General features: G+C 69.1%; 22 protein-coding genes. 15 read left to right on the forward strand and 7 right to left on the reverse strand.

Features of this window, described 5'->3' with window-relative positions; all coding sequences use genetic code 11:
* Window positions 1-91: 91 nt before the first annotated feature.
* Window positions 92-586, forward strand: coding sequence for a winged-helix domain-containing protein (locus ASD21_RS25035; RefSeq protein WP_056439091.1), 495 nt, complete (start codon window positions 92-94; stop codon window positions 584-586).
* A 13-nt stretch (window positions 587-599) separates the two neighbouring features.
* On the opposite strand, the gene ASD21_RS07745 is transcribed toward ASD21_RS25035, so the two are convergent.
* Window positions 600-2,075, reverse strand: a complete 1,476-nt coding sequence (locus ASD21_RS07745; protein ID WP_056439094.1) for a sigma-54-dependent transcriptional regulator — start codon at window positions 2,073-2,075, stop codon at window positions 600-602.
* Between the two features lie 188 nt (window positions 2,076-2,263).
* Here ASD21_RS07745 and ASD21_RS07750 point away from each other — a divergent pair, with 188 nt between their 5' ends.
* On the forward strand, window positions 2,264-2,476 hold the full coding sequence (locus tag ASD21_RS07750; protein ID WP_056439097.1) for a hypothetical protein: 213 nt from the start codon (window positions 2,264-2,266) through the stop codon (window positions 2,474-2,476).
* Between the two features lie 6 nt (window positions 2,477-2,482).
* Here ASD21_RS07750 and ASD21_RS07755 read toward each other — a convergent pair whose 3' ends face one another.
* Window positions 2,483-2,887, reverse strand: coding sequence for a hypothetical protein (locus tag ASD21_RS07755; RefSeq protein WP_056439100.1), 405 nt, complete (start codon window positions 2,885-2,887; stop codon window positions 2,483-2,485).
* Window positions 2,888-3,060: 173 nt separating this feature from the next.
* Between ASD21_RS07755 and ASD21_RS07760 the strand changes: the two genes are divergently transcribed.
* The 5 genes from ASD21_RS07760 (at window position 3,061) to ASD21_RS07780 (ending at window position 8,318) form a co-directional block, all read left to right on the forward strand.
* The gene (locus ASD21_RS07760) at window positions 3,061-3,711 is read left to right on the forward strand and encodes a hypothetical protein (protein WP_056439726.1); all 651 of its coding nucleotides are present in this window, start codon (window positions 3,061-3,063) and stop codon (window positions 3,709-3,711) included.
* Window positions 3,712-3,781: 70 nt separating this feature from the next.
* The gene (locus tag ASD21_RS07765) at window positions 3,782-5,572 is read left to right on the forward strand and encodes a M3 family oligoendopeptidase (protein WP_056439104.1); all 1,791 of its coding nucleotides are present in this window, start codon (window positions 3,782-3,784) and stop codon (window positions 5,570-5,572) included.
* A 13-nt stretch (window positions 5,573-5,585) separates the two neighbouring features.
* A complete protein-coding gene (locus ASD21_RS07770; RefSeq protein ID WP_056439107.1) occupies window positions 5,586-5,948 on the forward strand; it encodes a nuclear transport factor 2 family protein in 363 nt (120 codons plus the stop codon).
* A gap of 3 nt (window positions 5,949-5,951) precedes the next feature.
* Entirely contained in the window at window positions 5,952-7,334 is a 1,383-nt protein-coding gene (locus ASD21_RS07775; protein WP_056439110.1) for an ABC1 kinase family protein, read from the forward strand.
* A 129-nt stretch (window positions 7,335-7,463) separates the two neighbouring features.
* Window positions 7,464-8,318 carry a pirin family protein gene (locus ASD21_RS07780; protein ID WP_056439727.1) on the forward strand — a complete coding sequence of 285 codons (855 nt, stop codon included), beginning with the start codon at window positions 7,464-7,466 and terminating at the stop codon, window positions 8,316-8,318.
* Window positions 8,319-8,322: 4 nt separating this feature from the next.
* Here ASD21_RS07780 and ASD21_RS07785 read toward each other — a convergent pair whose 3' ends face one another.
* Both ASD21_RS07785 and ASD21_RS07790 read right to left on the reverse strand, forming a co-directional pair.
* On the reverse strand, window positions 8,323-8,907 hold the full coding sequence (locus tag ASD21_RS07785; protein WP_056439112.1) for a hypothetical protein: 585 nt from the start codon (window positions 8,905-8,907) through the stop codon (window positions 8,323-8,325).
* The gene (locus ASD21_RS07790; protein WP_056439115.1) at window positions 8,897-9,409 is read right to left on the reverse strand and encodes an RNA polymerase sigma factor; all 513 of its coding nucleotides are present in this window, start codon (window positions 9,407-9,409) and stop codon (window positions 8,897-8,899) included. Before ASD21_RS07790 ends, ASD21_RS07785 begins: the two co-directional genes overlap by 11 nt.
* 142 nt (window positions 9,410-9,551) lie before the next feature.
* On the opposite strand from ASD21_RS07790, the gene ASD21_RS07795 reads away from it, so the two are divergent.
* The 8 genes from ASD21_RS07795 (at window position 9,552) to ASD21_RS07830 (ending at window position 16,546) form a co-directional block, all read left to right on the forward strand.
* Entirely contained in the window at window positions 9,552-10,025 is a 474-nt protein-coding gene (locus ASD21_RS07795) for a PaaI family thioesterase (protein WP_056439119.1), read from the forward strand.
* Between the two features lie 3 nt (window positions 10,026-10,028).
* Entirely contained in the window at window positions 10,029-10,952 is a 924-nt protein-coding gene (locus ASD21_RS07800) for an alpha/beta fold hydrolase (protein ID WP_056439122.1), read from the forward strand.
* 215 nt (window positions 10,953-11,167) lie between these two features.
* Entirely contained in the window at window positions 11,168-12,187 is a 1,020-nt protein-coding gene (locus ASD21_RS07805; protein ID WP_056439125.1) for a glycosyltransferase family 9 protein, read from the forward strand.
* Window positions 12,188-12,246: 59 nt separating this feature from the next.
* On the forward strand, window positions 12,247-12,477 hold the full coding sequence (locus ASD21_RS07810) for an aa3-type cytochrome c oxidase subunit IV (protein ID WP_056439128.1): 231 nt from the start codon (window positions 12,247-12,249) through the stop codon (window positions 12,475-12,477).
* A 120-nt stretch (window positions 12,478-12,597) separates the two neighbouring features.
* Complete coding sequence (locus ASD21_RS07815; protein ID WP_162250218.1) at window positions 12,598-13,740, forward strand: Re/Si-specific NAD(P)(+) transhydrogenase subunit alpha; 1,143 nt, start codon at window positions 12,598-12,600, stop codon at window positions 13,738-13,740.
* Window positions 13,741-13,872: 132 nt separating this feature from the next.
* Window positions 13,873-14,208, forward strand: a complete 336-nt coding sequence (locus ASD21_RS07820; protein ID WP_056439131.1) for an NAD(P) transhydrogenase subunit alpha — start codon at window positions 13,873-13,875, stop codon at window positions 14,206-14,208.
* 27 nt (window positions 14,209-14,235) lie between these two features.
* Window positions 14,236-15,126 carry a hypothetical protein gene (locus ASD21_RS07825; protein WP_056439134.1) on the forward strand — a complete coding sequence of 297 codons (891 nt, stop codon included), beginning with the start codon at window positions 14,236-14,238 and terminating at the stop codon, window positions 15,124-15,126.
* Between the two features lies 1 nt (window position 15,127).
* Window positions 15,128-16,546 (forward strand): NAD(P)(+) transhydrogenase (Re/Si-specific) subunit beta, encoded by a 1,419-nt coding sequence (locus ASD21_RS07830; RefSeq protein ID WP_056439137.1) that lies wholly within the window; start codon window positions 15,128-15,130, stop codon window positions 16,544-16,546.
* An 84-nt stretch (window positions 16,547-16,630) separates the two neighbouring features.
* Here the strand turns inward: ASD21_RS07830 and ASD21_RS07835 are convergent, their stop codons facing one another.
* The 3 genes from ASD21_RS07835 to ASD21_RS07845 form a co-directional block, all read right to left on the reverse strand.
* Window positions 16,631-16,912: a DUF2442 domain-containing protein gene (locus tag ASD21_RS07835; RefSeq protein WP_056439140.1), complete on the reverse strand. Its 282-nt coding sequence runs from the start codon at window positions 16,910-16,912 to the stop codon at window positions 16,631-16,633.
* On the reverse strand, window positions 16,909-17,175 hold the full coding sequence (locus ASD21_RS07840) for a DUF4160 domain-containing protein (protein ID WP_056439143.1): 267 nt from the start codon (window positions 17,173-17,175) through the stop codon (window positions 16,909-16,911). The genes ASD21_RS07835 and ASD21_RS07840 overlap by 4 nt, the downstream gene beginning before the upstream one ends.
* A gap of 147 nt (window positions 17,176-17,322) precedes the next feature.
* Window positions 17,323-17,673: a UrcA family protein gene (locus ASD21_RS07845; protein ID WP_056439146.1), complete on the reverse strand. Its 351-nt coding sequence runs from the start codon at window positions 17,671-17,673 to the stop codon at window positions 17,323-17,325.
* Between the last annotated feature and the right edge of the window lie 44 nt (window positions 17,674-17,717).

The raw sequence follows: 17,717 nt of genomic DNA on the forward strand, positions 1-17,717 counted from the left end.
TTTAATCGATTTTATCGTCCGTCCGCGCCGTAGAAAATGGCTGCGACTGACGCCGCGACAGCGTGACCGCGGTGGGGAGTCTCACGCCTTCATGGGCAGCCCAAAGATGGCGACCACGATCTACGACTATCTGCTGCGACGGAAAGCCGACCTGGAAGTACGCATGCTCGAGGCCCAGCGCCGCGCCCAGGCGCCGTTCGAGGACGAGCTGCGCGCGATCAGCCTGGCGCTCGGCGCGATCGAACGCGGCGGCCTGGCCGCCAGCGCCCACGCCGGCGCCCAGGGGGGCGTGGTGGAGGGCGAACCCGCCAGCTTCGCCAGCGGCGCGTCGCGGCGCGGCCGCAAGCCGCGCTCGGCCCGCGAGATGATCCTGCTGGTGCTGGGCAACGGCGACGCGGCGATCGCGGCGTCGGAGATTTCGCGCAAGCTGACGCGGCGGTGGGGCCGCGCCATCCCGCTGGCGGCTGTGATGCTGGAGCTTCAGGGCCTGGAACAGGCGGGTCTGGTCCGCCGGTCCAAGGACGAATGGGTCCGGGTCGACGAACCGGTCGAGGCCGAGGCCTCGCCGCTGGCGATCAGCGCCTGACCGAAACCACCGGTTACGACGCTTCCTTGAAGTCGACCTCGATGCCTTGCTCGCGGACCTTGCGATAGAGGGTCGAGCGGCCGATGCCCAGGCGTCGGGCCACTTCCGACATGTGTCCGGCATAGACCTCGATGGCGTGCTGGATCAGGTCGCGTTCGATCTCCTCCAGGGTCCGCAGGTGGCCGCGGTCGTCGAGGATGCGCACGGGCGCTTCCTGGGCCGGGGCGCGGGCCATGGCGGCGTGGGCGGCCTGCAGCACGGACGGCAGGTCGGGCTTGGAGCCGCCCGAGGCGACGGGCTCCGGAAGCGGGGCCACGATCCCCGAAATGGCCGGGAAGTCGTAGGGCTGCAGATAGGGGGCGTCGGCCAGGATGATGGCGCGATAGACCGCGTTCTCCAGCTGGCGCACGTTGCCGGGCCAGTCGAAGGCGGTCAGGCATTGCAGGGTTTCCGGCGCGGCGCCGACCACCCGCTTGCCCTCCTCGACATTGAAGCGGCGCACGAAGGCTTCGACCAGGGCCGGGATGTCCTCGCGGCGTTCGCGCAGGGACGGGGCCTCGATCGGGAAGACGTTCAGGCGGTAGTAGAGGTCCTCGCGGAACCGGCCCTGCTCGACGGCGTGGGCGACGTCGCGGTTGGTGGCCGAGACGATGCGCACGTCCACCTTCTGCGAGCGCTTGGAGCCGATCGGGTCGATCTCGCCCTCCTGCAGCGCGCGCAGCAGCTTGACCTGCATGTCCAGCGGCAGCTCGCCGACCTCGTCGAGGAACAGGGTGCCGCCGTCGGCCTCCTTGAACTTGCCCAGGTGCTTGTCGGTGGCGCCGGTGAAGCTGCCCTTCTCGTGGCCGAACAGGATCGACTCGACCAGGTTCTCCGGGATGGCGCCGCAGTTGACGGCCACGAACGGCTTGCCGGCGCGCTCGGACCCGCCGTGCACGGCGCGGGCGATCAGCTCCTTGCCGACCCCGCTCTCGCCGGTGATCAGGATGGGGATGGAGCTTTTGGCCGCGCGCTCGCCCATGCGCTTGACCAGGGTCATGGCCGGCGAGGTTCCGATTAGGTCGGCGAAGGTGGTGCGGTTGCCGGCGCGCTTGGTCAGGCGCTCGACCTCGCCCTTCAGGTCGCCCATCGACAGGGCGTTGCGGATCGACACGGTGATCCGCTCGGGACTGGCGGGCTTGATGAAGAAGTCGGTGGCGCCGGCCTGCATGGCCTTGACCACGGTGTCGACGCCGCCCGAGGCGGTCAGGACGATCACGGGCTGCACGAAGCCGCGCGCGCGCATTTCCTTGAGGGTGTCCTGGCCCGACAGGCCCGGCATGACCAGGTCCAGCAGGACGACGTCGACGGGCGCGCCGCTGGCCAGATGGGCCATGGCCGCGTCGCCGTTCTCGGCGTGCGAGACCGCGAAGCTTTCGCGCTCCAGGACGGCCTGGATCAGCCGTCGTTGAGTCGGATCGTCGTCGACGACGAGAACCGTCTTGGTCATTGCAGACACCCGTTGAACCGGCCGCGTCCGACATGGGACAGGGCTCTTGTTGGCTCAGAGTGATACAGGCGCGGAGTAAAGACCGGGTTTCGGAGACGTGAGTCAGGCGTTAACCGGCGCGCTTAACGAGGTATGACCATCGGGCGCGGCGCGAACGGCGACCGCGACAGGGTGGAGGGGTAGGGCGCATGAGTTCGGAAGCACACGACCTGGCCGAGTGGTGCCAGCGACAACGGGCCGAGGCCCTGCGCCAGATCGATCTGTTCGGCGCCGGCGGCGTGAAGGCCGTTCTTCAGATGCCGGATGGCTCGACGCAGGAGATCACCTCGAGCGTCGTCACCCATCAGACGGAAAACGCGGCAATGTTCGAGCGGATCGCCTCGGCCCTGACGGCGGCCTAGAAACCCTCAGCCCGCCACCTTGCCGGCGGGCACGCGACGGACCACGCCGCCGCTGTTCTGGCTGACCAGACGCGCGTCGATGCGGGTCTCGCCCTCGGCGCCGATGTGGCAGACGCCGACGAAGCGGCTCCTGCGCTGGGTCTTCTTCTCGGTGGTGACGGCCTCGAAATTGACGTCCATCGCGCCCGACGGGTCCCCGCCGTTGGCGTCCATGTGGGTGACCTCGATGCCGTTCAGCGGCCCGATCTTGAATTTCTCCTTGAGGCGCGCGGTGCAGCTGTTGAACACCACCACGGTGCGGACGGTCTGGGACAGCCAGCCCATCTGCCGGGCGGGGGGCTTGTCGGCGGCCGTCGCCGGCGAGGCGAGAAGGCCCACGGCCAGAACGACGGAAGCGGCGACCCTGATCATCGATTTGCCCTCGCCGACGCCCCTGGTCGACCGGCGATATCCTAAGGCGCGACTCGCCGGCGCGCCCTTTAATTCGCGGTAATGCGGACGGCCCTGGTCGGCCCCCAAGCGGCGACTGTTCAGGGATCGCGATCCGACCTAGCCTCGCCTTCCAGCGTGGCGTGGAGGGGATGATGTTCGTTGGCCATTACGCGGCCGCCCTGGCGGCGAAGGCCGTCCAGCCCAAGGCGCCGTTCTGGACCTATGTGCTGGGCGCCCAGCTGGTCGACGTGGCCTGGGCCGGCCTCGTCCTGGCCGGGGTCGAGAAGATGAGCCTGGATCCGCATCTGCCCGGCAGTCCGCTGGTGCTGTCGTTCATGCCCTACACCCACAGCCTGCCCGCCGCCGCGGCCTGGGCGCTGGCGGCGGGCCTGGCCTCGCGGCTCCTGCTGAACCTGCCGCGTTTGGCCGCGATCACCGTGGGGCTGGTGGTGCTGTCGCACTGGGGGCTGGATTTCCTGGTCCATCGGCCCGACCTGCCGCTGGGGTTCGGCGGGCCCAAGGTGGGGCTGGGCTGGTGGAACCATCCCGCGCCCGAACAGGCGTTGGAGATGGGCCTGCTGGCGGTGGCCGCCACGGCCTGGGGCTGGCGGCGCGGCCTGCAGGGCCATAGCGGTTGGACCACGCCGTTGTTCATCGTGCTGCTGGCGAGCCTGCAGCTGATCAGCATCCTGGCCCCGCCGACCGGCGGCGCGCCGCAGATGGTGATCGCCTCGCTGTCGGCCTATCTGCTGGTGACGCTGTTCGCGTGGCTGATGGACCAGACCGAACGGCGCGGTCGCTGAAGCCGTCGGATCGACGGAAAGCCCAAGGCCACGATTGCGCGTCTCTTTCGACGGGGCCATATCCGAGGCCATGAACGCGCCCTTCAAGACCGACGCCCCGCCCGAATGGAATCTCGCCGACCTTTATGCCGGTCGCGACGATCCGAGGATCGAGACCGACCTGGCCGCCGCAAAGGCCGCCAATGACGAACTGGCCTCGCTGGAGGGGCTGTTCCTGCAGGCGCGTGGCGAGCCCGAGCGCCTGGGCGTGCTGCTGGATCGCGGGATCAAGCTGTACGAGCAGGCGACCAACGGCCTGTGGGCCGTGGGCGCCTATGCCGGCCTGGCCGCCTCCACCGCCCGCGACGACCCCGCCTGGGCCAAGTTCGAGGCCGACCTGCGGGCGCGTTCGTCGCAGATCGCCTCGGAGAGCCTGTTCTTCTCGCTGGAGCTGAACCAGCTGGAGGACAGCGAGCTGGAGGCGGCGCTGAAGGCCCATCCGGCCGCCGTCCGCTGGACGCCATGGCTGCGCCGCCTGCGCCTGTCGCGTCCGCACGAACTGACGCCGGACCTGGAGCGCTACATCGTCGATCGCGGCCCGGCCGTGGCCAACTGGGTGCGGCTGTACGACGAGACCCTGGCCAAGCTGACCGCCCAGGTCGGCAAGGAAAGCCTGACCCTGCCCGAGGCGTTGAACCGCCTGTCGGACCCGGACGGCAAGCGCCGCAAGGCCGCCGCCGACGGCCTGGCCAAGGCCCTGGAGGAACGCGCCTCGACCCAGGGCCTGGTCATGAACACCCTGGCCTTCGAAAAGCAGGTCGAGGATCGCTGGCGGCGGTTCGACAGCCCGGCCCAGTCGCGCCACCTGGCCAACGAGGTCGACGGCGACGCGGTCGACGCCCTGGAGCAGGCCGTGGTCGAGGCGTATCCGCGCCTGTCGCACCGCTACTACGCCCTGAAGGCCAAGGTCATGGGCCGCGAGACCCTCGACTACTGGGACCGCAACGCCCCCCTGACCGCCGCCGCGCCCAGGAGCTACGACTGGACCGAGGCCCAGGGCATCGTGCTGGAAAGCTTCCAGACCCTGGCCCCCAAGTTCGCCGACACCGCCCAGACCTTCTTCGACAAGCCGTGGATCGACGCCCGGCCGCGCGCGGGCAAGCAGTCGGGGGCCTATTCGCACCCGGTCACCGCCGAGCGGCACCCCTATGTGTTCATGAACTACATGGGCGAGCGGCGCGACGTGCTGACCCTGGCCCACGAGCTGGGCCACGCCGTGCACCAGACCCTGTGCGCGCCGCTGGGCACCCTGCTGGCCGACACGCCCCTGACCCTGGCCGAGACCGCCTCGATCTTCGGCGAGGGCCTGGTGTTCGACCGCCTGCTGGCCGAGGCGACTCCGAAGGACCGCATGGGCCTGCTGGCCGGCAAGATCGAGGACGGGCTCAACACCGTCGTGCGCCAGATCGCCTTCCACCGCTTCGAGCGCCGCTTCCACGAGGCCCGCAAGGACGGCGAGCTGTCGCCCGACCAGATCGGCCGGCTGTGGCTGGAGGTGATGGCCGAGAGCCTGGGCCCGGCCGTGACCCTGAACGCGGGCTACGAGCACTACTGGGCCTATGTCAGCCACTTCGTGCACGCGCCGTTCTACGTCTACGCCTACGCGTTCGGCGACCTGCTGGTGCGCGGCCTGATGGAGAAGCGCCGCGAGGATCCGGAGACCTTCGCGCCGCTGTACGAGGACCTGCTGGCGGCCGGCGGCACGCGGACCTATGTGGAGGCGCTCAAGCCCTTCGGCCTGAACCCGCGCGAAAAGGCCTTCTGGACCGCGGGCTGCGCCCAGCTGGAACGGCTGGTCGACGAGTTCGAAGCCCTGGTCTGACGGAGCAAGCGCGATGCCCACCAAGGAACGCCTGGCGGAGTTCATCGCCACCGTCGAACGTAACGCGCACGTCGAGGCGATCGAACGCTTCTATGCGCCGGACGCCTCGATGCAGGAGAACAACGCCCCGCCGCGCGTCGGCCGCGACGTCCTGGTGGCGCACGAGGCGGCGGCCCTGGCGCGGCTGTCCAAGATGGACACCCAGCCGGCGGTCATGGTGCTGCACGACGGCGACAACGTCGTGATCCAGTGGGTCTTCCTGATGACCAACAAGAACGGTGAGACCCTGCGGTTCGAGGAGCTGACCCATCAGGTGTGGGACGGCGACAGGATCGTCCGCGAGCGGTTCTTCTACGACTCCCGGCAGTTCGGCTAGGCGATGGCCAGCGATCCGCGCGACCCGATCAAAGACCCTGAGCGCGACCGGTTCTCCGGTCGGCTGACCCGTTTCGCCAAGGTCGGGGCGGGCCTGTCGGGCGCGGCGGTCAGCTACGGCGCCAACAGCCTGTTCGGCGGTGACAGCGCCGACGCCCGCAACGCCAAGGCCTTGAGGGCCGCGCTCGGTGGCCTGAAAGGGCCGCTGATGAAGGCGGCGCAGATGTTCGCCACCGTGCCGGACCTGCTGCCGCCCGAGTTCGCCGCCGAGCTGGCCGAGCTGCAGACCAACGCCCCGGCCATGGGCTGGCCGTTCGTCCGCCGACGGATGGCCGCCGAACTGGGGCCTGACTGGGCCTCCAGGTTCCAGAGCTTCGAGCACGAGGCCGCCGCCGCCGCGTCCCTGGGGCAGGTGCACCGCGCCGTCGGCCCCGACGGCCGCGCCCTGGCGGTGAAGCTGCAGTATCCCGACATGCAGAGCGCGGTCGAAAGCGATCTCGGCCAACTGCGCAGCCTGTTTGGCCTGTTCAAGCGCATGGACGGCTCGATCGACCCGTCGGAGATGATCGTCGAGATCGGCGACCGGCTGCGCGAGGAGCTGGACTACGAGCGCGAGGCCAAGCTGATGGCCGTCTATGGCGGCTTCTTCACCGGGCGCGCCGAGATCCAGGTGCCCCAGCCCGTGGCCGCCCTGTCGACCAAGCGGCTGCTGAGCATGACCTGGCTGGAGGGGCGAGGGCTGCTGGCCTTCAAGGACGCCCCGCAGGAAACCCGCGACCGCATCGCCGCCCTGCTGTTCGAGGCCTGGTGGAGCCCGATGACCAAGCTGGGGATCATCCACGGCGACCCGCACCTGGGCAACTACACCTTCGGCGGCCCAGAGGGCGGCGATGGAGCGGCGCATCTGAACCTGCTGGACTTCGGCTGCATCCGCATCTTCCCGCCGCGCTTCGTCGCTGGGGTGGTGCGGCTGTATCGCGCCCTGTCCAACGACGACCGCGCCGAGCAGACCGAGGCCTATCGCAGTTGGGGCTTCGCCAATCTGAACGACGAGCTGGTCGACGTGCTGAACGTCTGGGCCCGCTTCATCTACGGCCCGCTGCTGGACGACCGGGTGCGCAGCGTCGCCGACGACGTGCCGCCCGGCGAGTACGGCCGCCGCGAGGCCTTCAAGGTGCGCCAGGCCCTGAAAGCCAAGGGACCGATCACCATCCCCCGCGAGTTCGTGTTCATGGACCGCGCCGCCATCGGCCTGGGCGCGGCCTTCCTGCACCTGGGCGCGCGGCATAACTGGAAGGCGCTGTTCGAAAAGTCGCTGGAGGGCTTCTCGGAGGAGGGGCTGGCGACGCGGCAGGCGGCTGTGCTCAGCGCGGCCGGGGTTTCCTAGCGGCGACTCTCCGCGTGGTCCTCGTCCTTCGACAAGCTCAGGATGAGGATCAATTGAAAATCGGCTGTTTAGGAAACCTCATCCTGAGCTTGTCGAAGGACGAGGTTTCCGGGCCAAGAAAGAATGATCATGACCCCTCGCACTCTCAAGCGCCTCCACCCCGCCCAGCGCGACGACATCGGCGACTTGACCACCCGCCGCCCGCTGCCCGGTCCGGCGATCCCGCAGCTGGATCCGTTCCTGTTCCTCAACCACCACGGCCCGCAGGTCTATCCGCCCAACAACCACGGCCTGCCGTTCGGGCCGCATCCGCATCGCGGTTTCGAGACCGTGACCTTCATCCTGGACGGCGAGCTGTCGCACCTCGACAGCGGCGGCCATGAGAGCGTCATCGGCCCGGGCGGGGTGCAATGGATGACGGCCGGCAGCGGCCTGGTCCACGCCGAGCTGTCGCCGGCCAGCTTCAAGCAGGCGGGCGGGCCGCTGGAGATCCTGCAGCTGTGGGTGAACCTGCCCAGCCGGCTGAAGATGACCGCGCCGAACTATCTGGGCCTGCAGGGCGCGGAGATTCCCAAGGTCGAGACGGGTGGGGCGACGATCGAGGTCGTCTCCGGCCAGGTCGGGGGCGTGACCGGCCCGTTCCCGTCGCTGATCGGCATCGAGATGAGCGTCGTGCGCCTGGCGCCCGGCGGCGCCGTCAACCTGCCGGTGGCGCGGGGCCGGGCGGTGTTCCTGTACGTGGTCTCGGGCGAGATCGTGGTCGGCGGCCAGACCGCGCCGCGCTGGAACCTGGTCGAGCTGAACGACGACGGCGACGCGGTGGCCTTCGATGCGCCGACCGGCGCGGTGGTCCTGCTGGGCCATGCCGAGCCGATCGGCGAACCGGTCTTCGCCCACGGGCCGTTCGTGATGAACACCCGCGAGGAGATCATCCAGGCGATCGACGACTACAACGCGGGCAAGTTCGGGAACGTGCCGGGGTAGGCGCCTACTCTCCATACTCCGCCAGCAACCGCTCCAGCCGCCGCTGCTCGGGCTTCATCACCAGGAAGTAGCGCAGGGTGTTCCAGCCGGTGCTGGCCGCCAACGCCACGCCGCAGACCAACCCGGCTTGCCAGCCGGCCGAGGTGTTCATCCGGCCGTCCTCGATCAGCTTCTGGATGGCCATGGCCAGCGGAAACATGAACACCGGCAGCATGATCCAGAACAGCTGGAAATTCTTGCGGGCGGCGCGGTTGGCGGCCAGCAGCGCCGCCACGGTGTCGCGCAAGGGCGCGCCGGTGTCGCGGCGGCGGCGGAAGCAGCGCAGCATCACCCCGCCGGCCACCACCCAGCACACGCCGAGCATGGCGATCCCGGGCCAGCCCGCGCCGGTCTGCGACCGCAACACGGCCGCCAGGGCGACGACGGTGAACAGGGTCAGGGCCGCGATCGGAATGCCGGCCAGCAGCAGCTCCGTGCGACGACGGGTCTTCAGCGTTTCCATCAGTTGCTCCTTCAAAATGGTCCGAAGTTCGACCCCGGGGGTGTTGGCCTCCGAGCGCCAGGCCTGTTCGAGACGGTCAAACTCCATCGCCGTCCTCCTTCACCAGGATCGTCAGTCGGGCGCGGATGCGGGTCAGCCGCGCGCCGACATTGGTTTGAGTCAGGCCGTGCAGGCCGGCGATCGCCTCGTAGGCCAAGCCGTCCAGCGACAGCAGGATCAGCGACCGGTCCACCGGCGACAGGGTGCGGATCGCCGCGTAGAGCCGCTCCAGCAGGCCCGCCTCGGGCGTGTCCGGAGGGGCCGGCCGCAGGGCCAGCTCGGCCGCCACCCCTTCCTGGCGCCGCCGCCGCCGGGTCTCGCCGCGCCGCCAGGTCAGGGCGGCGTTGTGGGCCACGCGGTGGACGAAGGTGGCGTCGGCGCTCTCGCCTCGAAAGCGCGGCCGGGCCTTCCACAGCGCCACGGTCAGCTCCTGCATCAGGTCGTGCTGGTCGGCGGACTCGGCGAAGGCGCGGGCCACCCGGCGCAGGGCGCCCAGGTGCGGCGTCAGCCACGCCGCGAAAGCCTCGTCCTCCTGCCGTCCGGCGCCCATGGCCCACCCGTGTTCAAAAGGCCCGTTTTCAGAAGGTTAGACGCCGGTGGACGCGCCGTCCTTACAAGGACGCTCGCGGGGCGCGATGAAACTTCGCGCGCGTAATGCTTGCCACGCTTCAAACGCTTGTTAGACTTCGCCCATGTCCGACGATCTCACAGACGCCCAGGCCGCCGCCATTCCCGAGGGCTACAGCCAATTGAACTGGTCGCGCGGCTTCGGCCGGCAGATCGGACCGCTGTACGAGCAGCGGGCGGGGCCGGGCGAGGCGACCCTGGGCTTCCGAGTCGAGGAGCACCACACCAACGGCCTGGGCAACTGCCACGGCGGCATGCTGATGAGCTTCGCCGACATGGCCTGGGGCCGGATCATCTCGCTGCAGAAGTCCTACAGCTGGGTCACGGTGCGGCTGAACTGCGACTTCCTGTCGGGCGCCCAGCTGGGCGACTTCGTGGAAGGCCGGGGCGAGCTGATCTCCGAGCAGGATCTGGTGTTCACCGTGCGCGGCCGCATCTGGGCCGGCGAGCGGACGCTGATGACCGGCACGGGGATCTTCAAGGCCCTGTCGCCTCGGGCGCCAAGACCCGGCGAAATCGCCTTTACGGAAAAAGCTTAAGCCATGGCCGACGACCGTCCCGCGCCCACCTCGCCGCTGGGTCCGTTCAACGGCGCGAAGCCGCCGGCTCCGGCCTGGTTCGAGGCCGCCGTCGCCGTCGAACCCGAACGCTCGCGCATCCCGGTCGAGGGGGCTCAGATCGAGCTGCTGACCTGGGGCGAGGTCGGCAAGCCGGGCCTGCTGTTCCTGCACGGCAACGGCGCCCATGCCGACTGGTGGAGCTTCATCGCCCCGTTCTTCGCGGCGGACTGGCGATGCGCCGCGATCTCGTGGTCGGGCATGGGCGGCTCGGACTGGCGGCCGGCCTATTCGGCGCAGTCCTTCGCGGCCGAGATCTTCGCGGCGGTCGAGGCGGCCGGGCTGGAGGCGGGCGGGACCAAGCCGATCCTGGTGGGCCACTCGTTCGGCGGCTTCCCGACCCTCTATTGCGGTGTCGAGCACGCCGACCGGCTGCGCGGGATCGTCATGGTCGACAGCAGCATCCAGCCGCCGGAGAAGCGCTGGCGCGGCCCGCCTCCGCGCCCCGACGCTGCCAACCGGGTCTATCCGACGCTGGAGGAGGCGCTGGCCCGCTTCCGGCTCGCGCCGCCGCAGGGCTGCGAGAACCTCTACATCGCCGACCATATCGCCCGCGGCTCGCTGAAGCAGGTCGAGGGCGGCTGGACCTGGAAGTTCGACCCAGCCATCTGGCAGCGGTTCTCGATGCCGGATCTGGGCCTGCTGCTGCCGCGCATCGCCTGCCCGGCGGCGGTGATGTGGGGCGAACGCTCGGCCCTGATGCGCGAGGAGACGCTGGACTACATGTTCGGCGAGATGCCCGACACTGTCCTGCGCGTCGCCATCCCCGACGCCGACCACCACGTGATGGTCGACCAGCCGCTGGCCTTCGTGGCGGGGCTGCGCGGGCTTCTGGCGGGGTGGGCTTAGAGGGGCGTCCTCGACGCCTCCAATAAATAGCACCGTCATTCCGGGCCTTGTGCCCGGAACCCCTGGCTCAGCCGACGGTGAAGCGCCTTGGCGCGCTGGCGCGCCACACCTCCGCACGTGCGGCGGCTAGAGGGGTTCCGGGCACAAGGCCCGGAATGACGGCTGAAAGGGGAGGGCCAGATGACATCCTCCCGACCGCCCGCTAAGTCCGTTTCATGAGCACCGCCCAGAAAGCCGGCCCCGTCCTCGTCTATGCCCCCGATCGGGGGATCGGCGACCTGATGTGGCATCTGCCGACCTTCCGGGCCATCGCCGCCCGGACGCCCGAGGGCCAGGTGTTGCTGGTCGCGCGGCCGTCGAGCCGGGCGGCCGAGGTGCTGGCGGTCGAGCCGTCGATCGCCGGCGTGGTCTATGCCCGCCATTTCTCCGGATCGCTGAAGGGCGTGCGGGAGGTTCTCGACTTCTGGCGGATCTGCCGCGAGGTGAAGCCTCGGGCGGTGTGGATCCTGGAGAAGATCGGCCGTCCCGCCCAGGCCGCCTGGCTGGCCGGGGTGCCCGAGCGGCACGGCTTTGGCCTGGGTCACAAGAGCCAGGAGCAATGGCTGCAGGGGCCGTTCCTGCCCAAGGCCATGCGGCCGGACCATCGACTGGACAAGCTGGCGGCCTTCGAGGCCTTGCACGGCCTGAAGGTCGACAGCCGCGAGCCCGGTCTGCTGCTGGACCCCAAGGCCGTCGCCTCGGTCAAGGCGCGGTTCGCTGATCGGCCCGGTCCCTGGCTGGTGCTGGGCGTCGGGGCCAGCGAGCCGGCCCGCACCTGGCCCGCCGAGCGCTTCGCCGCCGTATCGACGGCTCTGGCCGATCTGTTCCCGACGGTGTACTGGCTGGGCGGCCCCGGCGACGCTCCCCGCGTCAAGCCCGCGATCGAGGCTCAGCCCGTGGCCGGGCGTGACATCCTGGCTTGCGACCTGCCGCTGGACCAGGCCGCCGCCCTGATCGCCCTGTCGGCGGGGTTCCTGGGCAACGACTCGGGGCCGCTGAACGTCGCCGCCTCGGTCGGCCGCCCGGCCGTCGGCCTGATGGGCACCAGCCCCGTGCCGGCCTATTCGCGCTGGCTCTCGCGCCTCGACGGCGGGGAAGGGCGAATCGCCGATATTTCGGTCGACGAGGCCGTCTTGGCTGTTCGAACGCGTTTCACCGAAGAAGCCTGGGGCGCCCGCGACATCCCGACGGCTTGAGCCCGCGCCCCGCACGTTGTAAGCGGCGGGGCGTTTTCAATTCCACCTAGGACACACACATGGCCGGCGACTATCAACGCGGTGAAATGGACATCCACGAACAGTCCGCGACCTTCGAAGCCTTTGGCAAGATGACCAAGTGGGGCTCGTTGGCCGTCGCCGTCCTGTTGCTGACCATCACCCTGTGGTTCTGCACCGCGGCCGGCTTCATCGGCGGCGTGATCCCGGGAATCGTGCTCGCGATCGTGGGCGTTGTGTTCCTGCGCGAAAAGCCCGCCTCCGCCCACTGACACCGGTGGACATCGGTATTTTTTTGCCCCTGACGCGAGCGTAAGGCTCGACATCGGGCAAGAACATCCCCTAGAGAGACGCGCAAGCTCGTCGGAGCAAGCAGCGTCCTTGGGAGGGGTATGCCGATGGCCGTTATCGCCGTCACGAAAGAGACCCGCGGTGGGGAAACCCGGGTCGCGGCCACGCCCGAGACCGTCAAGAAACTGGCCGCGGCCGGCTTCTCGGTTGTCGTGCAGGCCGGGGCGGGGATCGCGGCCTCGTATCCGGACGCCGACTACGAGGCGGCCGGGGCCAAGCTGGCCAAGACGGCGAAAGAGGCCCTGAAGGACGCCGACGTCCTGTTCAAGGTCCGCGCGCCCGAAGCCGCCGAGATTGCGTCCCTGAAGACGGGCGCGATCGTCGCGGCCGCGCTCAATCCGCACCAGGACAAGGACACGCTGAACGCCCTGGCCAAGGCCGGCGCCAGCGCCCTGGCCATGGAGTTCATCCCGCGCATCACCCGGGCCCAGGTGATGGACATGCTGTCCTCCCAGGCCAACCTGGCCGGCTACCGCGCCGTGATCGAGGCGGCCGAGGCCTATGGCAAGGCCCTGCCGATGATGATGACCGCCGCCGGCACGATCGCCGCGGCCAAGGTCTTCGTGATGGGCGTGGGCGTGGCCGGCCTGCAGGCCATCGCCACCGCCCGCCGCCTGGGCGCGGTGGTCACCGCCACCGACGTGCGTCCCGCCACCAAGGAGCAGGTCGAGTCGCTGGGCGCCAAGTTCCTGGCCGTCGAGGACGACGAGTTCAAGAACGCCCAGACCGCCGGCGGCTACGCCAAGGAAATGTCGAAGGAATACCAGGCCAAACAGGCCGAGCTGGTCTCCTCGCACATCGCCAAGCAGGACATCGTCATCACCACGGCCCTGATCCCCGGCCGCCCGGCGCCCAAGCTGGTCTCGGCCGCCCAGGTGGCGTCGATGAAGCCCGGCTCGGTGCTGGTCGACCTGGCCATCGAGGCCGGCGGCAACGTCGAGGGCGCAAAGCTGGGCGAGGCGGCGGTCACCGCCAACGGCGTCAAGATCCTGGGCATCCCGAACCTGCCCGGCCGCATCGCCACCGACGCCTCGGCGCTGTACGCCCGCAACCTGTTCGCCCTGTCGAGCCTGTTCCTGAACAAGGAAGGCGCCTTCGCCCCCGACTTCGAGGACGAGATCCTCAAGGCGGCCCTGGTCACCCAGGGCGGCGCGGTGGTGCACCCGTCGCTGCTGGCCGGCTAACTCACTGCGTGAACACCTCGTCCTTCGACAAGCTCAGGATGAGGTGTTCAAGGAGAGGGCGGGATCATTCCGCCCTCATCCTGAGCTTGTCGAAGGACGAGGGCGGTCGCACCGCCTCAAAGAGGGACTAAGATGGAAGCCGTCGACCCCACCGTGTTCCGCCTGGCGATCTTCGTGCTCGCCATCTTCGTGGGCTACTACGTCGTCTGGAGCGTGACGCCCGCCCTGCACACCCCGCTGATGGCCGTGACCAACGCCATCTCGTCGGTGATCATCGTCGGCGCCCTGCTGGCGGCCGCCGCGCACGGCGCCAACGCCGACCTGGACGGCGGCACGGTCGCCGCCTCGACCTGGATCTCCAAGGGGGCCGGCGGCGTCGCCGCCGCCTTCGCCGCGGTCAACATCTTCGGCGGCTTCCTGGTCACCCAGCGCATGCTGGCCATGTACAAGAAGAAAGAGAAGAAATAGGCGCGAAGGCAGCGGGAGCCTTCGGGCATGTTCAGCGCCATCAAGCGCATGGCCAATCGGACCGACGCCCTGCGGCGCATCGCGCTGGAGCGGTGGTGGGACGAGCTGCGCGGATCGCCCCGGGCCCGAGAGCCCGGGCGGCTGATCGCCCATGGCCGCAAGACCTACAGCCAGAACGACGAGGACGGCATCGTCCTGGAGATCTTCAACCGCATCGGCGAGGGCGACCGGCGGTTCATCGAGTTCGGCGTCCAGGCCGGGGTGGAGTGCAACACCGCCCTGCTGCTGATGGCCGGCTGGAGCGGCCTGTGGCTGGACGGCTCGGACAAGTATGTCGAGGCCGCCAAGGGGCATCAGGCCGTGGCCGTGGAGCAGGGCCGGCTGACGGTGCAGAAGGCCTTCGTCACGTCCGAGAACATCGACGGCCTGCTGGGCCCCTGGGCCGGCGGGACCGCCGCCAAACCCGCGTCCATCGACCTGCTGTCGATCGACATCGACGGCAACGACTACTGGATCTGGGAGGCGATCACCGCCGTGCGGCCGCGCGTCGTGATCATCGAATACAACGCCGCCTATCCGCCGCCCGTCGCCTTCGTCGCCGCGTACAAGGCCGACCGGGTCTGGGACGGCGGCAACTATCACAGCGCCAGCCTGACCAGCCTGGAGGCCCTGGGCCGCGCCAAGGGCTACGCCCTGGTCGGCTGCAATCTCTCCGGCGCCAACGCCTTCTTCGTGCGCGAGGACGAACTGACCGGCGCCGACGGCCAGCCTCGCTTCGCCGCGCCTTACACGGCGGCCAACCACTACGAGCCGCCGCGCTACGACCTCTCCGGCCTGCCTTCGGGCCATCCGCCACGGTTCGGCGTCAACGCCGCGCCGCCGCTTTCCTCGTCGCCGCTCTTGGGGGCCAAGACCTGACATGAACGCCAATCTCGCCGCCATCCTCTACATCGTCTCGGGGGTGCTCTTCATCCTGGCGCTGCGCGGGCTGTCCAGCCCGGTGACCAGCCAGTCGGGCAACCGCAACGGCATGATCGGCATGGGCATCGCCGTGCTGACCACCCTGGCCACGCTCTGGAAACAGGGCGCGCTGGATCCCGTGACCATCGGGCTGATCCTGGGCGGGATCGCGGTCGGCGGCACGGTCGGGGCGGTGATCGCCCGCAAGGTGGCCATGACCTCGATGCCGCAACTGGTGGCGGCCTTCCACAGCCTGGTCGGCATGGCCGCCTGCATGGTGGCGGTGGCGGCGATCTACACCCCGGCGGCCTACGGCATCGTCGGCCCCGACGGCCACGTGCACCTCAACAGCCTGATCGAGCTGTCGCTGGGCCTGGCCATCGGCGCGGTCACCTTCACCGGTTCGGTCATCGCCTTCGCCAAGCTGAACGGCAACATGGGCGGCGCACCGATCCTGCTGCCGGCCCGCCACCTGCTGAACATCGTCATCGCCCTGGCCATCGTGGCCATGGTGGTGGTGCTGGTGATCTCCGGCGGCTCGGCGATCTGGGCGTTCTGGGCGATCTTCGCGCTGAGCCTGCTGATCGGCGTCACTCTGATCATCCCGATCGGCGGCGCCGACATGCCGGTCGTGGTCTCGATGCTCAACAGCTATTCGGGCTGGGCCGCGGCGGCCCTGGGCTTCACCCTGGAAAACACCACCCTGATCATCACCGGCGCCCTGGTCGGTTCGTCGGGCGCGATCCTGTCCTACATCATGTGCAAGGGCATGAACCGCAGCTTCATCTCGGTGATCCTGGGCGGCTTCGGCGCCGACGCCGCGGCGGCCGGTCCCGGCGGCAAGGTCGAGGCGCGTCCCGTCAAGCAGGGCTCGGCCGACGACGCGGCCTTCATCATGAAGAACGCCAGCAAGGTGATCATCGTCCCCGGCTACGGCATGGCCGTCTCCCAGGCCCAGCACATCCTGCGCGAAATGGCCGACAAGCTGAAGGAAGAGGGCGTGGAGGTGAAGTACGCCATCCACCCCGTCGCCGGCCGCATGCCCGGCCACATGAACGTGCTGCTTGCGGAAGCCAACGTCCCCTATGACGAGGTGTTCGAGCTGGAGGACATCAACAGCGAGTTCTCGACCGCCGACGTGGCCTTCGTGATCGGCGCCAACGACGTCACCAACCCGGCCGCCAAGACCGACCCGCAGAGCCCGATCTTCGGCATGCCGATCCTGGACGTCGAAAAGGCCCGCACCGTGCTGTTCCTCAAGCGCGGCATGTCCTCGGGCTACGCCGGCGTCGAGAACGAGCTGTTCTTCCGCGACAACACCATGATGCTGTTCGGCGACGCCAAGAAGATGGTCGAGGGGATCGTGAAGGGGCTCTAGGGCCTCGATCCTTCGCCAAAAGAAGAGGCCCCGGACGTTCCCGTCCGGGGCCTTGCTTTTTCCGCGCCGCGCGCCGCGCGCCGGCTAGGCGACCGCGCCGTCGGCTCGCAATTCGCCCGCCGCTTCCAGTTTCAAGCGCATATTGGTCGGATCGGCATCGTAGCCGTTTGGCCAGGTCGGCGTGCCCATCTCCAGGAACACCCGCGCGAAGAACGCCTCGTCCGCTAGGGGGCGAGCCATTTCGCCCTGAGATCGCAAGACATCGCTGAGGTCGATGACGCCGCTGCTGCCGTCGGAGAAAGTGACGTCCAGGCGATGGCCTGAGAGGGCCTTCACCTTGACCGCCTTGACGAGCTTGATGGTCATTCCTGATCCAATCCTGGGATCCTGAAAGTTGGCTGATCAGCATAAGCCCGATCCCAGTTTTCCGCCAACGCGGCCTGGTTCAGGGCGATCCAATCGCTGACGAGACGCGCCGTGGCGCGCGGCAGGCCGCCGGCGATCACCCGGCCCGTGCGGATGTCGAACAGCGCTTCCCGGCCCTGATGCTCCGCGTGAAGATGAGGTGGATTGTGATCCCGAAAATTAATCCGGATCACGATCCCGAAGAAGATGGAAATAATCGGCATGGTCCGTGCGACCTCTCTGGCGCGGCCGCGCGGCCCGAAACAATGTTCTTCATTTGTTCGCGCGATGCAAGTTGGAGCGTCGCCCAAAAGAAGAGGCCCCGGACGTTCCCGTCCGAGGCCTTTTGCTTGTCAGGGTCATGCGGCGGCTCAGCGGGTGGCGATGGCCAGCGGGGTGGAGCGGATGGCGACGCGCAGGCCTTGGCGTTGCGACTTGGACAGTTGCCGGGCCGCCTGTTCGCGGACAGCGACCTTGCAGCCGGCCATGGTGAAGTCCGTGCCTGGATTGGTGCGGGCCTTGGCGCTGCAGACCTGTTCGCCGGCGGCTTCGACCCGGGCGGCGAATTCGGCGGCCTGGGCGGGGTTGGAGAGGTTCAGGCCGACCAGGGAGATGGTGGCGGTCGGCTCGGCGGCGTGGGCGTTCTGCAGCAGGCCCAGGGCGGGCACGGCGGCCAGGGCGACGGTGGCCGCGGCGGTCAGACGGGTCATGAACTTACGCATCGAAGTCTTCCTTTCTGAAGGGCGCTCTCGCGCCGGTGGTTGAT

It is taken from the genome of Caulobacter sp. Root1455 (genome assembly GCF_001426905.1).
Taxonomy (GTDB): domain Bacteria; phylum Pseudomonadota; class Alphaproteobacteria; order Caulobacterales; family Caulobacteraceae; genus Caulobacter.

Excerpts from the sequence above, each read along its gene's own strand:
- ASD21_RS25035 (WP_056439091.1), top strand. The coding sequence starts at position 92 with ATGGGCAGCCCAAAGATGGCGACCACGATCTACGACTATCTGCTGCGA.
- ASD21_RS07745 (WP_056439094.1), bottom strand. The coding sequence starts at position 2,075 with ATGACCAAGACGGTTCTCGTCGTCGACGACGATCCGACTCAACGACGG.
- ASD21_RS07750 (WP_056439097.1), top strand. The coding sequence starts at position 2,264 with ATGAGTTCGGAAGCACACGACCTGGCCGAGTGGTGCCAGCGACAACGG.
- ASD21_RS07755 (WP_056439100.1), bottom strand. The coding sequence starts at position 2,887 with ATGATCAGGGTCGCCGCTTCCGTCGTTCTGGCCGTGGGCCTTCTCGCC.
- ASD21_RS07760 (WP_056439726.1), top strand. The coding sequence starts at position 3,061 with ATGTTCGTTGGCCATTACGCGGCCGCCCTGGCGGCGAAGGCCGTCCAG.
- ASD21_RS07765 (WP_056439104.1), top strand. The coding sequence starts at position 3,782 with ATGAACGCGCCCTTCAAGACCGACGCCCCGCCCGAATGGAATCTCGCC.
- ASD21_RS07770 (WP_056439107.1), top strand. The coding sequence starts at position 5,586 with ATGCCCACCAAGGAACGCCTGGCGGAGTTCATCGCCACCGTCGAACGT.
- ASD21_RS07775 (WP_056439110.1), top strand. The coding sequence starts at position 5,952 with ATGGCCAGCGATCCGCGCGACCCGATCAAAGACCCTGAGCGCGACCGG.
- ASD21_RS07780 (WP_056439727.1), top strand. The coding sequence starts at position 7,464 with ATGACCCCTCGCACTCTCAAGCGCCTCCACCCCGCCCAGCGCGACGAC.
- ASD21_RS07785 (WP_056439112.1), bottom strand. The coding sequence starts at position 8,907 with ATGGAGTTTGACCGTCTCGAACAGGCCTGGCGCTCGGAGGCCAACACC.
- ASD21_RS07790 (WP_056439115.1), bottom strand. The coding sequence starts at position 9,409 with ATGGGCGCCGGACGGCAGGAGGACGAGGCTTTCGCGGCGTGGCTGACG.
- ASD21_RS07795 (WP_056439119.1), top strand. The coding sequence starts at position 9,552 with ATGTCCGACGATCTCACAGACGCCCAGGCCGCCGCCATTCCCGAGGGC.
- ASD21_RS07800 (WP_056439122.1), top strand. The coding sequence starts at position 10,029 with ATGGCCGACGACCGTCCCGCGCCCACCTCGCCGCTGGGTCCGTTCAAC.
- ASD21_RS07805 (WP_056439125.1), top strand. The coding sequence starts at position 11,168 with ATGAGCACCGCCCAGAAAGCCGGCCCCGTCCTCGTCTATGCCCCCGAT.
- ASD21_RS07810 (WP_056439128.1), top strand. The coding sequence starts at position 12,247 with ATGGCCGGCGACTATCAACGCGGTGAAATGGACATCCACGAACAGTCC.
- ASD21_RS07815 (WP_162250218.1), top strand. The coding sequence starts at position 12,598 with ATGCCGATGGCCGTTATCGCCGTCACGAAAGAGACCCGCGGTGGGGAA.
- ASD21_RS07820 (WP_056439131.1), top strand. The coding sequence starts at position 13,873 with ATGGAAGCCGTCGACCCCACCGTGTTCCGCCTGGCGATCTTCGTGCTC.
- ASD21_RS07825 (WP_056439134.1), top strand. The coding sequence starts at position 14,236 with ATGTTCAGCGCCATCAAGCGCATGGCCAATCGGACCGACGCCCTGCGG.
- ASD21_RS07830 (WP_056439137.1), top strand. The coding sequence starts at position 15,128 with ATGAACGCCAATCTCGCCGCCATCCTCTACATCGTCTCGGGGGTGCTC.
- ASD21_RS07835 (WP_056439140.1), bottom strand. The coding sequence starts at position 16,912 with ATGACCATCAAGCTCGTCAAGGCGGTCAAGGTGAAGGCCCTCTCAGGC.
- ASD21_RS07840 (WP_056439143.1), bottom strand. The coding sequence starts at position 17,175 with ATGCCGATTATTTCCATCTTCTTCGGGATCGTGATCCGGATTAATTTT.
- ASD21_RS07845 (WP_056439146.1), bottom strand. The coding sequence starts at position 17,673 with ATGCGTAAGTTCATGACCCGTCTGACCGCCGCGGCCACCGTCGCCCTG.